Genomic DNA, 13,976 nt, shown 5'->3' with positions numbered 1-13,976 from the left:
GAGCTGCAGACAGGGATCGGTGCGTCGTACGTATCGCGCCGCAGTGCCTGGTGGCCGGGCGGTACCGGGACCGCCCGGCCATGGGGCGAGGAGGAACCGACTGCAGGTGAGTGGGTGGGCCTATGCGGACGGCACGACCACGGGCAACGCGGCCCCTCTTTCCACCGCCTCGGTTGCGGCCTCTGCGACGGCCACAGCAGTCAGCCCGGCGTAGGCGTCGGCCACCGGCGTGTTGCCGTCGCGGGCGCAGAGCAACAGGTCCGTGAAGGCGGCGCGTACGCTGCCTGCGTAGACGTGCTGCTTGCTCGCTTCCCCGCCGAGGTCAAGGACGGCCTCCACCAGGTGCGGGGCGATGCGCTCCACACCGCGCCCGCGACACGGCTGCGGTGTGCCGGCGTCCCGGTGGACCGTGACGCAGATGCGTTCTTCGCCGTGGGGGTTGAGTCCTGGTACGTGCAGCAGTTCGGCGGCGCGGGAGGGCAGCTGCTGCCAGCGGTCGGCTCCCGCGTCATCGGTCCATGCGGTCACGGTCGCGTAGGTCGGGATCCAGCCGGTCACCCGGGCCTCTGCGAATCCGTAGTCGATGCGCATCAACTGCCGTTCGCAGCGGTGCGCGTGGGCGAAGGAGTGGGTGTGGGTGGCGACCGTCCCGCCGGGGTGCACCGCAGTGGCGACAACGATGTCCACCGGCCCGTCAGGAGTCCGGCGCACGGCTGTGGCCTGGACCGATTGCGGCTCGCTGCCCATCAGCGCCCGCGCGGCGTCGAAGAAGTGGACTCCGTGCTCAAGGAAGATGCCGCCGCTGTGGGCAGGGTCCCAAAACCAGTGGTCTGGGCCGAGATCCTCGTCCGATGCGTCGTTTTCGAACGCGAAGCGGCGCGGGGCATCGAGCAGACCTTCGTCGCGCAGTCTTTCCAGCATGCGCAGGATGGGGTTGTAGCGCAGTACATGGTCGACGACGAGGACCCCCGGTGAACCGTCGGCCACCGCTCGTACCTCGGCTGCCTGGGCTGCCGTGACAGCGAGGGGCTTCTCGCAGAAGACGTGCTTACCCGCGCGTAGCGCTGAGATGGCCATCGCCGCGTGGGTTGCGGGCGGGGTGGTGATGGCCACCGCGTCGACATCGTTCCTCGCCAACAGCGCCTCGATTCCGTCGCACGCGGCGGCGCCGTGTGCGAGGGCGAGCCTGTCTCGGCGTGTCGCGTCGGGATCGGCGACGGCGGCGATCCGTATGCCGGGTAGGTCGGCGACGGCGTCAAGTACGTACGCGCCGAACGCGCCGCAGCCGACCAGCCCCAGGCCGATTGGCGTCGGCTCAAATCCATCCGTCATACCTGCTGCCCTCGTACCTCGTTGTGGTCGAGTCGGGCGACGCCGATGTGGGCGTCGGCCATGCCGTAGAAGACGTAGCGCACGCCGTCGATCTCCTCGATCGCGGTGGGGAAGACGACGTTCGGCACCGTGCCCGAGCGCTCCTCCTCGGTCTCCGGGGCCATCAGCGACTCGGCTGACCGGGCGATCACGCGGGACGGGTCCGCCGCATCGAGGATCATCGCTCCCACGCGGTACCTGACGCGCTGGTTTTGCTGGAACGGATCCTCGATGGAGCCGGAAACCCCGTGGTGGATGAGCAGCCACCCTTCATCAACGCGGATCGGTGCCGGGCCGGCGCCGATCTTCAGCGCCTCCCACTCGTAGGCGCTGAGCGCCACCAGCTTGTGGTCACGCGGCCGCGTCAGCGCGGTGATGTCCCGCTCGGCCTCCGCGACCGGAACGTAGGAGATCCAGATGCCGGGCCGCTCGTCGTCCACACCAGCCGGCAGGTGGACGCCCTCGCCCGGGCGCAACCAGTCCAGGTCCCACATCGGACGGTGCAGCATGGCATAGCACGGCGTCCCGTCAGGGCCGGGAACCGGCTCGGGGAAGTGCACCACGTCCTTGTTGGGGAAGAGGTTCAAATCCGTGTCGAGGTCGTGCCGGTAGGTGAACTGGATGGGGCCCAGGCGATGCCAGTCGGTGAGGTTCTTCGACACTGCGAGGGCAGGCTTGGGGCCCAGCGGGCCGTGGGCCACGTACGACATCACGTACTGGCCCAGGCTCGCGATCCACGTGACGCGCGGGTCCTCAACCCCAGCGCCGTTCTTGCCGCGCTCCCAGCCCGCATCGGGTTCCAGGACGACTCCCCGGCGCTCGACGCCCCGGGGCACGCCGTCCTCGAAGACGACTTCGGCGAGGCCGACACGGGAGACATTGCCCTTGGCCACCAGACGTGGCAGCAGGTGCAGCCGCCCATCCGGTGTACGGCCGCTGGCCGGGTTGAGGACACCCTCGGCCTCGAACGGCTCGCCGGCCAGGGGTGCCATCACCACGCCGAGCCGGGTGAGGCGGTAAGGGACGATGGAGGAAACGATGGTGGTCAAGATCTAACCCCTCACGCCGGAGCCGAGGTTGGTGAAGGCGAATCGCTGGAACAGCGGGAACAGGACGACGGCCGGCGCGGCGGGCACGCAGGCACCGGCCAGGATCACACCGGGCACTGCCGGATCCGAGGAAATCCGCGTCATGCCGACTGCCCCTGGACAACGCCGCGACCAGTCTCTCCATCCCGGTCGAGGCGGGCGACGCCGATGTGGGCGTCGGCCATGCCATAGAAGACGTACCGCACGCCGTCGATCTCCTCGATCGCGGTGGGGAAAACGACGTTCGGCACCGTGCCGGAACGCTCCTCCTCGGTCTCCGGGGCCATCAGCGGCTTGGCCGTGCGAGCCAGGACGCGGGACGGGTCGGCCGCATCCAGGATCATCGCACCAGCGGCGTAGCTGACGCGCTGATTCTGCTGGAACGGGTCCTCGATGGAGCCGGAAACGCCGTGGTGGATGAGGAGCCAGCCTTCCTCGACGCGGATCGGTGCCGGGCCGGCTCCGATCTTCAACGCCTCCCACTCGTAGGCGCTGAGTGCCACCAGCTTGTGGTCACGCGGCCGCGTCAGGGCCGTGATGTCCCGCTCGGCCTCGGCGACGGGAACGTAGGAGATCCAGATGCCGGGGCGCTCGTCCTCCAGCCCTGCCGGCAAGTGGATGCCTTCGCCGGGCCGGAACCAACCCAGGTCCCACATCGGGCGGTGCAGCATGGCATAGCACGGCGTCCCGTCAGGGCCGGGCACCGGTTCGGGAAAGTGCACCACGTCCTTGTTGGGAAAGAGATTCAGATCCGTGTCGAGGTCGTGCTGATAGGTGAACTGGATGGGGCCCAGGCGATGCCAGTCGGTGAGGTTCTTCGACACGGCGAGGGCAGGCTTGGGGCCCAGCGGCCCGTAGGCGACATACGACATCACGTACTGCCCCAGGGCCGGGATCCACGTGGTGCGCGGGTCCTCGACTCCGGCGTTGTTCTTGCCGCGCTCCCAGCCTGCATCGGGGGCGAGCACGACGCCACGGCGCTCAACGCCCGTGGGAACGCCGTTCTCGATGGTCACTTCGGCGAGGCCGACACGGGAGACATTGCCCTCGGCCACCAGGCGCGGCAGCAGGTGCAGCCGTCCATCCGGGGTGCGGCCGCTGGCCGGGTTGAGGACGCCCTCGGCCTCGTTCGGCTCACCGGTGAGTGGTGACATCACCACGCCGAGCCTGGTCAGCGTAAACGGGATGGCGGACGAAACGGAGGAAGAAACGGTGGTCAAGATCTAGCCCTTCACGCCGGAGCCGAGGTTGGTGGAGACGAAGTGACGCTGGAACAGCAGGAACAATCCGACGGCCGGAGCGGCGAGCACACAGGCGCCGGCCAGGATCGCGCCGGATGGGTTCGCGGCCTGCGCGGAGACCGTGGTGATGTAGTTGGACAGGGAAACCGCGAGCGGTTCCATACTCTGCTGCTTGGTGACCAGGAACGGCCAGAGGAATTCGTTCCAGGGACCGATGAAGGTCAGCAGACCTGCGGTGAGCAGAGCGGGCCGGATCAGCGGCAGCGCCACACGAACGACAATCTGCAATTCGTTGGCGCCGTCGATCCTGGCGGCTTCGAACAGCTCCCGAGGGATTTGCAGAAAGTACTGCCGGAACACGAACACCGCGGTCGAGTTGATCGCGAACGGCAGGATCATCCCGAGGTAGGAGTCGGCAAGCCCGTAGTCGCGCACGATCAGTACGTACAACGGGATCGTCAGCAACTGGAACGGCACGATCTGCACCAGCAGCATCGTGTTGAACAGCAGACCCTTGCCCCGGAAGTGCAGCTGGGCCAGAGCGTAACCGGCCAGCGAGCCGAACACGATGGTGCCGAAGATGACGCCGCCGGTAAAGATGCCGGAGTTCACCAGGGAGCGGCCCAGGTCGATGGCCTGGTCGATGTGCTGGTAGTTCGCCAGCGTCAGGTTGCCCGGGTTGGGCAGCACGCCGGACAGGCCGGTGTTATCGCGGGTCTGCAGCGAGCCGACGACCATGTAGTAGAAGGGGAAGAGGAACACCAGCGCGCCCGCGAGCAGGACAAGCAGTCGCCAGCTCGGCCTGCGACGAGGCAGGCGCAGTACGGATCGTTGCGTCTGGGATTGCGGCTGCCGGGCCGCTGCGCGGGTCTCGACGTGCGCCATCAGTCACGCTCCAGGAAACGGCGGTTGATCAGAGCGATGATGAGCACCCCGATGATCAGCAGGACGCCGAGTGCCGAGGCGATGTCCGGATGGTTCTGCTCAATGCCCTGCTGGTACATCAGCAGCACCGGGGAGGTGGAGGCTCCCGCCGGCCCGCCACCGCCGGTGAGCAGGTACGGCTCAGTGAACAGGTTCGCCCCGGTGACCAGCGAGAGCAGCACGACAAGTGTCGTCGCGGGCCGCACCCCCGGTACGGTGACCGACCAGAACGAACGCCACCGCGAGGCGCCGTCGACAGCGGCCGACTCGTACAACTCCTTGGGGACGTTCTGCAGCGCCGCCAGGTAGAGCAGGATGTAGAAGCCGAGCTGTTTCCAGGTCACGAACACAGCGATGGACGGCATTGCCAGGTGAGAGTTGACCAGCCAGGACGGCTTCGGTGCCAGGGGGCCGAGCACATGGTCGACCAGTCCGGTGGAGTTGAACAGGAACAGCCACACCCCGACCACGGCGACGCTCGCCGTGACGTAGGGCACGTAGTAGCTGATGCGGAAGAACCTGCGGAACGGGATCGCCGCGTTGAGCGCAGTGGCGAGAACCAAAGACAGCAGCACCGTCAGCGGCACATTGACGAGAAGAAAGACGACGATGTTGCCGAAGGCCTGTCGCACGGCTGGGTCGCTGAGGACCTCGGTGTAGTTCGACAGACCGACGAAGGGCCGGTTGACGGTCGCGCCGGGGGCCGCGAAGAAGTACCGGTGGAAGGAGATCCACACCGCCAGCCCGAGAGGATAGGCGAACACGACCGCAAGGAAGACAGCGTACGGCGCGGAGAACACCATGCCGACCGGTTGGCGGCCCACCAGGGCCGCCAACCGGCGTGCGCGTCCAGGCGGCTTGGGGACAGTGACCTGATTCACGATGCTTTCCTCAGATCACTGCGGCTGGGCTGCGAGCTTGTCGGCCTGTGCCGCTGTCTGGGAGAGGAACTGCTGGGTGCTGTTCTGGCCGCTGATCACCGACTTCTCCCAGCCGTTGCGGAAGTCCTGCCAGATCGAGATCGACTCGCTCAGCTGCGGGACCCCGATGGTGCGGGAGGCGGCGGAGGCGAAGTCGTTGTAGGCCGGGTTCTTCGCGAAGTAGTTTGCGTAGGTCTGCTGCAGATTCGTTCGCATGGGCATCTGCCCGGTCATGTTGAGCAGCTGCCCGTCCTGCTCCTGGCTGGTGGCGAACTTCAGCACGTCCCAGGCGGTGCCCTGGTTTTTGCACGAGGAGTACATCGCCACGTTCTTGGCGTCGCTGTAGGTGTGAGTCTGGGCGGCCGGTATGCCCTGCGAGGTGGGGACCGGTACCTCGCCCCAGTCGACCTTGTTGTCGTAGGTCGAAATCGCCCAGGGGCCGACGATGGCCATCGCAGCGGTGCCGTCGGCGAAGGAGTCGCCGTTGTAGGCGTCCTTACCGGCCAGGTTGTTCGCGTACAGCGTGCGCCAGAAGTCGGTAGCCTGCTGACCTGCGGGCGAGTTGAACTGGGACTTGCCGTTTTCCATGAGTTCCTTGCCGCCGCTCTCCGCCGCGAACAACGGGTAGAAGTCGAACCACGGCTGGTAGAACTCGCTGGTGGGTGCAGGGTAGATGGCGTACTTGGCAGCGCCGGAGGCCACGACCTTCTTCGCCGTCGCGAGGAACTGCGCGTAGGTGTTCAGCGGCGGGTTGTCCGGGTTGATGCCGGCCTTCTGGAAGATCTTCTTGTTGTAGAAGATCATCACCGGATTCGACTTCCACGGCAGCTGGTAGTAGTTGCCGTCGGACGACTTGTATTGCTCTGCCGTGGCGCCGGAGCGCGACTGGATGTAGCTGACGGCACCGGGGAACTTGTTCAGCGGCACCAGTCCGCCTTGCTGCTGGAACTGCGGAACGGACGCAGGAGAGGTGTTGAAGATCAGACATGGCTCGGTGCCCGCCGTGATCGCTGCACCGATGACCTCCTCCGACGACTTGCCAGTGGGGACCTGTTCGGCACTGACCTTCTCCGTGGGATGCGCCTTGTTCCACGCAGCGACCATCTGCTCGCCCCAGGCGATCTCCTGCGGGTTGTTCGAGTACCAGATCTTGATGGGCCCATGGGCGTTCGTCGCACTGCTCGTCGATCCGGAGGAGCCACATCCGGCGAGGGCCGTAAGACTCAGGCCGACGGCAATGGCAGACGAGTAGACACGTTTCATTGCGGCTCCTACTTCGATGGATCTGTTGTGACTGGTTGTTGAATGCGTCGAGGCGTGACCGGCTCGACGCCGGCGGTCATGTCAGGGGCGGCTCGAGGGGACGCGCCGTCGATGTGCGGATAACCAACTCGGGGGAGTCCAGCTCGACATCGGGAGCCGATCCTGCGTCGATGAACTGGAGCAAGGTCTGCGCGGCGTGTTGCCCCCAGGCAAACGGGCTGGTGCGCACGGTGGTCAGGGCGGGAGACACGTAAGCGGCGAGCTCGGTGTCGTCGAATCCGGTCACGGAGAGCCGCTGGGGCACCGGGAAGCCGAGGTCCTGGGCGACGACCATGCCGGCCATGGCCATCAGGTCGTTGGCGTAGACGATGGCGGTCGGCGGCTCCTCGAGACTGAGCAGCTCCCTGGTCGCAGCGGCCCCGCCTGAGGCCGTGAAGTCGGAGACCACTACCGGCCCCTCCGGCACCCCCGCGTCTGCCAGCGCGGCGCCCCAGGCGTCGCGGCGACGCACCGCGTGCATGAACTCCACAGGCCCGGTGACGTGCGCGATGCGTCTATGACCCAGCTCAATCAGGTGTCTCGTCGCCACGGTGATGCCGGGCGCGTTGTCGTCCAGGCACACGGCGGGAAACGGCGAGGAGATGTTCGACCGGTTCAAAGTGACGGCCGGCAGGCCGAGCTCCGTCAGCATCGCGATACGCGGGTCGCCGTGTCGCATGTCGGAGAGGAAGACGCCGTCCACGCGACCCTCGGTGGCAAGCCGGTGGTAGGCATCAGCCTCCCGTGCGGGATCGTCGAGAACCTGCAGGAGCAACGAATACCCTGACTTCGAAAGCACCGCCTCAGCACCAGCAATGAATGACGGATAAAACGGATCAGAACCGATCAACTCAGGCGCCCGAGCGAGGATCAAGCCAACGGCGAAGGCTCGCGACACCGCCAGGGAACGCCCTCGCTGGCTGGGCGACCACCCCATCTCGCGAGCGACATCAAGGATCCGCTGCCGCGTCTCCTCCGCGAGACCGGGGCGCCCGTTGAGTGCAAAGGAGACGGCACTCTTGGACACCCCGGCACGGGAGGCGACATCCACGATGGTGACACGACCCTGGGCCACGACTCCCGCCTCCTCAACCGGTTTAATAAAGCGGTTCAGGCATTACACCCGCGTTAACGCAAGGGGTCAAGACCTGACGCAGGTAACAGGTTGGTGACAACAGCGGTGCGGCATGTCATCCCGTCGCGCGTCAACACCAGCTCCGCGAAACCCGGGGCTTGACACACAGCCACGGCACGATGCGTAGTGCCACGAATCTCAGTTCCTCAATGGCCCGCCGCAGTTCCCGTACCGCTTCCATGGGGCGGTTCAGGTCGGCGCCCGTGACGCCGCGCAGCCGGCCGCGGGACTGGGCGGCGAAGCCGGCCCGGGGCATCACGCTCCGGCCGCCCACGGCCTTTCCCGCGGGCGCGGCGTTCCTCGACATGGCGCGGGCCTTCACACAGGAGCCGCTCAGTGCTGTCCCAGTGGGCACCGGCGACGACGAGGTGATCGGGATCGTCTCGGAGACCGAGCTGCTGGCCAGGGCGGCCGGTGCGCGGAACCGTCATCGTGCGGTCCACCGGCTCGGCTCCCTGCGGGCGCACGGTAAGTGGAGCACAGGGGGGACGGCACGGGAGTTGATGAGCTCTCCGGCCATCCGCGTGCATTCCCGCCACCCTCGTCTCCGACGCGGCGGTCAAGGCCGCGCGTGCATGCCTGAAGCGGATGCCGGTGATCGACCGCCACGGTCGGTTGGTGGGGATCGTGCGCCGGACCGACCTGCTGCGCGCCCTGGTACGCGACGACGCCGCGATCCGTCGCGAGATCGAGACTCGGGTTCTGAAGGAGGACTTCGGGTTCGGCCGGGAGCAGGTCAGGGCTGAGGTGGTGAACGGTCGGGGAGACCCTCACCGGCTGGCTGAGTCCCGACCGAAGTCCTGGGCTCATGGCCAGGGTTCGGGCGATGGACGACGTGGTCGACATCACCGATCACCTCACGCCCGGGCCCGGGCGGTGAGCGGGGGCTTGGGGCTCGGGCCCACCACAGCCAGGCGGGCTGGTTAGGGGACGAGTGAGGTGACGGTGCCGCCTTCGACCTTCAGGGCTGCACCGGTGGTGGCGGAGGCCAGGTCGGAGCTGGTGTAGAGAATGAGGTTGGCGACCTCTTCCGGCTCGATCATTCGCCGGAGCAGCGAGGTGGGGCGGAAGCGGGCGATGAACTCGCGCTGCGCGGCGTCGAAGGACTCCGCCTCGGGAATCAGGGCGGCGATGTACTTCTCGCTCCCCTCGGTGTGGGTGGGGCCGGGCAGGACGGAGTTGACTGTCACGCCGGTGCCGGCCGCGGCCTTGGCCAGGCCGAGTGCTACGGAGAGCTGGGCGGTCTTGGTGGTGCCGTAGTGGACCATGTCCAGTGGGGTGTCGATGGCGGTCTCGCTGCTGACGAAGACCACGCGGCCGTGACGGCGGGCCATCATGCCGGGCATGTAGAGGCGGGCCAGCCGCACCCCGCTGAGGACATTGACCTCGAAGAACCGCCGCCATTCGGCGTCCTCGATCTCCAGGACCGGGGCAGAGGCGAAGATGCCGGCGTTGTTGACGAGGACGTCAACCTCCGGCACCGCCTCGAACACGACGTCGGCGCCCTCGGCGGTGGCCACGTCGGCGGCTACGGCGAGCACCTCGGCATCGGGTGCGGCGGCGCGGACACTGTCGGCGGCGGCCTTCAGGCGCTCTTCGTCGCGGCCGTTGAGAACCGTGCGGGCGCCGGTGCGGGCGAACGCCGTCGCGGTGGCCAGGCCAATGCCCATCGTGGAGCCGGTGACCAGGACAGTACGGCCGGTGAAGTCGATGTGCACAGGGATCTCCTTGGTTGGACCTTGATCAGCGTGTTGCCGCACTGCGCTGCAAGAAGTCGCGAAGGACGTCGATGATGAAGGCGTGGTCCTCCGCGTCGGGCAGGCCGGACACCGTCACCGTGCCGACCAGGCCGACTCTGCGAACGCGGACAGGGAATGATCCTCCGGCGGCGGCGTACCGGGCGGGGTCGGCGCCGAATTTCGATGAGAACGCGTAGCCACCAGCTTCCGCCTCCACGGCGAGGCGGTACGACGAGCAGTCAAATCGCGCGGCTGCAAGGGACTTGCGCTCGACCCAGAGGTCGTTGTCGGTTGATGTCCCGGGAAGCGCGGCGTGGAAGAGCTGCTGCGAACCGCGCCGGACATCGATGGTGAGGGCGTGGTTGCGTTGACGGGCGGCTTCGACGAGCCTGACGCCGAGCTCCCAGGCCGTCTCGTTGTCGAAGGCGTCGAACCACAGCTGATCTTCCTGGGCCTTGAGCTCGGCGAGGAGCTGTTCACGTGGGTCTGCAGGCATGCGGTCTCCTCCTGTGCCGACGGGGCGTGTTCAGCGGGCGTCCTCGAGGATCAGGTCCGCGGCCTTCTCTGCGATCATCACGGTCGGCGCCTGGGTGTTGGAGCTGACGATGCGCGGCATGATCGAGGCGTCCACCACCCGCAGGCCGCGCAGTCCGTGCACCTGCAGGCGCGGGGAGACCACCGCCTGGTCCGAGGTCCCCATGGCACAGGTGCCCACTGGGTGGTAAGCGGTCCGCCCATGCCGGCGCACGAAGGCGATGTAGTCGTCCTTGGTCTCCACTGCCTGGCCACCAGCAAGATGCTCGGCCTTGATGTGGGGTGCCATCGACGGCTGCTCCATGATCTGGCGGCTCTGCCGTACGCCCTCGATTGCCATCTCCAGGTCGTAGTCGTCGGCGAGGTAGTTGGGGTCGATGAGCGGCGCCTGAAGCGGGTCAGCGCTGGCCACCCGTACCGTGCCGCGGCTGCGCGGCCGCAGGAAGTAGGAGTTGAGGGTGCACCCGTAGCCGGGGCGCACGGCTGCGATGCCCGCCTCCACGCCGGCGGCCGGGAGGAAATGGAACTGCAGGTCCGGGCTGGAGTCCTCTGCGTTGCCGCAGCCGAAGCCGCCGGCCTCCACGACGGTCGACGCCAGCGGTCCGCGGCGGAAGGCGGCGTACTGCAGGGCGGCGGCCGCGGTGGCGGGCAGCGGCCGCTGGTAGCGGTCCATGCTCTGGTACGAGGTCAGCTCGTAGACGATGTCCAGGTCGCAGTGGTCCTGCAGGTTCTTGCCCACGCCGGGCAGCGCGTGCACGGTCGCGATCCCCGCCTGCTTGAGGTCGGCGGGATCGCCGATGCCGGACAGCTGCAGGATCTTCGGCGAGCCGAAAGCGCCCGATGCCACGATCACCTCCCGCTGGGCGGTGTACTGGCGCACCGTGCCTGCCTCGATGACTTCCACCCCGACGGCGCGGTCCTTGTCCAGGATCACTCGCCTGACCAGCGGCCCCGTCTTGATCGTGAGGTTCTTCCGGTGGCGAGCGGGGCGGAGGTAGCCGACCGCGGCGCTGCAGCGGCGCGAGTTCCTGGTGGTGGTCTGGTAGAACCCGATGCCGTGCTGCCGCTCGCCGTTGAAGTCGCTGTTGTAGGGCAGCCCGAACTCCTGGCCGGCGCGGACGAAGGCCTTGGACAGCGGGTGCGGGTTGACCAGGTCGGAGACCGCGAGGGGGCCAGTGGAGCCGTGCAGCGGTCCGGACAGCCGCTCGTTGCCTTCGGACCGCACGAAGTACTTCTGTATCTCCTTGGCGGTCCACCCTTCGCAGTCGTATGCACCGGCCCACTCGTCGTAGTCCTGGGCGACGCCCCGGGTGAAGACCTGCGCGTTGATCGAACCACCACCGCCGAGGACCTTGCCCTGCGCCAGAGGGATCTCCCGCCCTCCGCAGTGCTCTTGAGGCAGACTGACGAACCCCCACTGATAGGGCCCGGCCGTGAGCTTGGCGAATCCGGCTGGCACGTGAATGAAGGGATGCCAGTCGGAGCGCCCCGCTTCAAGGAGCAGAACCCGCACGGAGGGATCCGCGCTGAGGCGGCTGGCCAGGACACATCCCGCCGTCCCCCCGCCTGCGATGACATAATCGAACGTGTCACCCTGCTGTGCCATGGAACACTTCCTCGATTGTTCGACGTATTCACTCGTTCGGCATACGGGTGCCGAACCGGTGTGACTCGAATTCGGTAGTTGGGGCTTGGCTGTCCGGCGGGCGGCGCGGCACGGAGGCGGGCGCGGCCATCGCCTTCGGGGCTTCTTCCAGCCGCGGTCACGACCACGTGCGACCGACACGGGGCGACCTGAGCGGGTTCGTGCCCAGTAGATCCAGAAAGCGTTTTCACGACCGTAGCAGCGCCTCAACCCGCAGGCAAGGGTGGCTTCCGACTCAGGAAGCACTTGCTCACGCGCCGTCGTGCTGCGCGACGCCCGGCGACGCTGCGGTCATGCCCCGAAGAACGGAGTTCGCCTGCCGGTCCGGATCTGCACTGTCTTGACCTCGGTGAATTCGTCGAAGCCGACCTGTCCCATCTCGCGGCCGTAGCCGCTCATCTTCACCCCTCCGCCCGGCAGCTGCGGGGCGCCGTCGATGGTGGTGTTCACCCAGACCGTGCCGCTGCGCAGAGCCCGCGAGGCGGTGAGCGCCTTGTCGATGTCCTTCGTCCACACCGAGTTGGCGAGCCCGTAGTCGACGGAGTTTGCGAGCGCGATCGCCTCGTCCAGGTCGCGGAACCGCGTCACGGAGAGGACCGGTCCGAAGATCTCCTCTCGGAACACGCGTGCCGTAGGTGCCACCTGGTCCAGGACCGTCGGCGCCAGAAACGTTCCGGCGGCGAACGGCTCGCTGGTCAGCCGTGACCCACCCGTGCGGACGGCCGCGCCGTCCGCGTCCGCCGACTCGATGTACTCCAGGACTGTGGCGAGGTGGTCCTCGTGGATCAGCGCTCCGATGTCGGTGTTCTCCTCGAGGGGCTGGCCGACGCGGAGCCGGGCTGTCCTGGCGATCAGCTCGTCGAGGAACTCGTCGGCCACCTGCTCCGCGATCAGCAGTCGGGCCCCCGATACGCAGCATTCGCCGTTGTTGAAGTACACGCCGAACATCACGCCGTCCAGGGCGTCCTCAAGGTCGGCGTCCGGGAGCACGATGTTCGCCGCCTTGCCGCCCAGCTCAAGCGAGAGCCGCTTGAGGTTGGACTGCGAGGCCGTGACGATGCGCCGGCCCACCTCGGTGCTGCCGGTGAAGGACACCACGTCGACCTGTACGGATTCGGCGATGTGCTGCCCGACCACGCTGCCTCTGCCGGTGACGACGTTGATCACGCCGTCCGGGACGCCCGCCTCCTGGGCCAGCCGGGCGATCTCGAGGGTGCTGCTGGCGGTGAGCTCGGAGGGCTTCACGACCGCGGTGCAGCCCGCTCCGAGCGCGAATGGAAGCTTCTGCGCCAGCAGCAGCAGCGGAAAGTTCCACGGGGTGATCATGCCGATCACCCCGGCCGGCTCGCGCGCGACGAAGGCGGTGAAGTCGCTGCCGAGGTTGGTGTGGACATCGCCATGCATCGACATGGCCAGCGACGCGGCGTATTCGATCAGCCCCACGCTTCCGTCGACGTCGCCTACGGCCAGGCGCAGCGGCTTGCCGACCTCCTCCGCCTCCAGCCTGGCCAGCCGTTCCTTGTTCTGCCGAACGAGGTCGGCGAGAGCGAGCAACACTCGGGCGCGCTCGATGCCGGACCACTGTGGCCACGGTCCGTGGTCGAACGCGCGCCTCGCGCAGGTGATGGCGCGCTCGGTGTCCTGGGCGGTGCCCCGGGAGTATTCCGCGACGACGAGGCCCGTGCCTGGCGCGCGGCGCTGAACACGATCAAGGGAAGGGTCGGTGAAGGCACCGTCGATGTAGTGCCCGTACACGCGCGGACCACCGGGGCCGGAGGTAGTGGGATGGAGAGACGATGCGGTAACCCTCATCAAAGACTCCTGCCTGTCATGCCTGTCAGTGCGATTCAGTTCGGTGCTCCTGCCTCAGCGCGCCGCGAGGCAAGGCTCCGGCGTGTGACTCAGTGCGTCGCGAGATTTGGCTCCGGCGTGCGGCGGCCTGGCCAGCCAACCATCCGGTTCAGGTAAAGGCTTACTCTTGACGTTGATCTGGCGTGCGTGCCAACCTAAGCGTGGTTGGCCCGGTTCGGCAAGAGGTTGGCGACTTCGTCCGGCAGATCAAGAAATCGCTTACAGA

The 13,976-nt window shown here is 67.4% G+C and carries 13 protein-coding genes; 1 reads left to right on the top strand and 12 read right to left on the bottom strand.

Going from position 1 to position 13,976, the window contains the following annotated elements; all coding sequences use genetic code 11:
* Positions 1-120 precede the first annotated feature (120 nt).
* From NGB36_RS09950 to NGB36_RS09915, 8 genes are all read right to left on the bottom strand, one after another.
* Positions 121-1,332, bottom strand: a complete 1,212-nt coding sequence (locus NGB36_RS09950) for a Gfo/Idh/MocA family protein (RefSeq protein ID WP_255919804.1) — start codon at positions 1,330-1,332, stop codon at positions 121-123.
* Positions 1,329-2,363: a glycoside hydrolase family 130 protein gene (locus NGB36_RS09945; protein ID WP_255919876.1), complete on the bottom strand. Its 1,035-nt coding sequence runs from the start codon at positions 2,361-2,363 to the stop codon at positions 1,329-1,331. The genes NGB36_RS09950 and NGB36_RS09945 overlap by 4 nt, the downstream gene beginning before the upstream one ends.
* A 60-nt stretch (positions 2,364-2,423) precedes the next feature.
* On the bottom strand, positions 2,424-2,564 hold the full coding sequence (locus tag NGB36_RS09940; RefSeq protein ID WP_255919803.1) for a hypothetical protein: 141 nt from the start codon (positions 2,562-2,564) through the stop codon (positions 2,424-2,426).
* Positions 2,561-3,613 (bottom strand): glycoside hydrolase family 130 protein, encoded by a 1,053-nt coding sequence (locus NGB36_RS09935; RefSeq protein WP_255919875.1) that lies wholly within the window; start codon positions 3,611-3,613, stop codon positions 2,561-2,563. Before NGB36_RS09935 ends, NGB36_RS09940 begins: the two co-directional genes overlap by 4 nt.
* 69 nt (positions 3,614-3,682) lie before the next feature.
* On the bottom strand, positions 3,683-4,585 hold the full coding sequence (locus NGB36_RS09930; RefSeq protein WP_255919802.1) for a carbohydrate ABC transporter permease: 903 nt from the start codon (positions 4,583-4,585) through the stop codon (positions 3,683-3,685).
* On the bottom strand, positions 4,585-5,505 hold the full coding sequence (locus NGB36_RS09925) for a carbohydrate ABC transporter permease (protein WP_372509401.1): 921 nt from the start codon (positions 5,503-5,505) through the stop codon (positions 4,585-4,587). Before NGB36_RS09925 ends, NGB36_RS09930 begins: the two co-directional genes overlap by 1 nt.
* 15 nt (positions 5,506-5,520) lie before the next feature.
* Positions 5,521-6,807: an ABC transporter substrate-binding protein gene (locus tag NGB36_RS09920; protein WP_255919801.1), complete on the bottom strand. Its 1,287-nt coding sequence runs from the start codon at positions 6,805-6,807 to the stop codon at positions 5,521-5,523.
* Between the two features lie 76 nt (positions 6,808-6,883).
* Positions 6,884-7,921: a LacI family DNA-binding transcriptional regulator gene (locus tag NGB36_RS09915; protein ID WP_255919800.1), complete on the bottom strand. Its 1,038-nt coding sequence runs from the start codon at positions 7,919-7,921 to the stop codon at positions 6,884-6,886.
* Positions 7,922-8,509: 588 nt separating this feature from the next.
* Here NGB36_RS09915 and NGB36_RS33745 point away from each other — a divergent pair.
* Positions 8,510-8,908 (top strand): CBS domain-containing protein, encoded by a 399-nt coding sequence (locus NGB36_RS33745; protein WP_372509409.1) that lies wholly within the window; start codon positions 8,510-8,512, stop codon positions 8,906-8,908.
* Here the strand turns inward: NGB36_RS33745 and NGB36_RS09910 are convergent.
* The 4 genes from NGB36_RS09910 to NGB36_RS09895 all read right to left on the bottom strand — a co-directional run bounded on the left by NGB36_RS09910 (position 8,905) and on the right by NGB36_RS09895 (position 13,711).
* Complete coding sequence (locus tag NGB36_RS09910; RefSeq protein WP_255919799.1) at positions 8,905-9,699, bottom strand: SDR family NAD(P)-dependent oxidoreductase; 795 nt, start codon at positions 9,697-9,699, stop codon at positions 8,905-8,907. The two genes, NGB36_RS33745 and NGB36_RS09910, sit on opposite strands and share 4 nt — an antisense overlap.
* Positions 9,700-9,724: 25 nt before the next feature.
* Positions 9,725-10,216 (bottom strand): heme-degrading domain-containing protein, encoded by a 492-nt coding sequence (locus tag NGB36_RS09905; RefSeq protein WP_255919798.1) that lies wholly within the window; start codon positions 10,214-10,216, stop codon positions 9,725-9,727.
* A gap of 30 nt (positions 10,217-10,246) precedes the next feature.
* Positions 10,247-11,860, bottom strand: coding sequence for a GMC family oxidoreductase (locus tag NGB36_RS09900; protein WP_255919797.1), 1,614 nt, complete (start codon positions 11,858-11,860; stop codon positions 10,247-10,249).
* A 330-nt stretch (positions 11,861-12,190) separates the two neighbouring features.
* On the bottom strand, positions 12,191-13,711 hold the full coding sequence (locus NGB36_RS09895) for an aldehyde dehydrogenase family protein (RefSeq protein WP_255919796.1): 1,521 nt from the start codon (positions 13,709-13,711) through the stop codon (positions 12,191-12,193).
* Between the last annotated feature and the right edge of the window lie 265 nt (positions 13,712-13,976).

The sequence above is a fragment of the Streptomyces humicola genome, assembly GCF_024436035.1.
Taxonomy (GTDB): Bacteria; Actinomycetota; Actinomycetes; order Streptomycetales; family Streptomycetaceae; genus Streptantibioticus_B; species Streptantibioticus_B humicola.
This window is presented reverse-complemented; position numbering and strand designations above follow the sequence as displayed.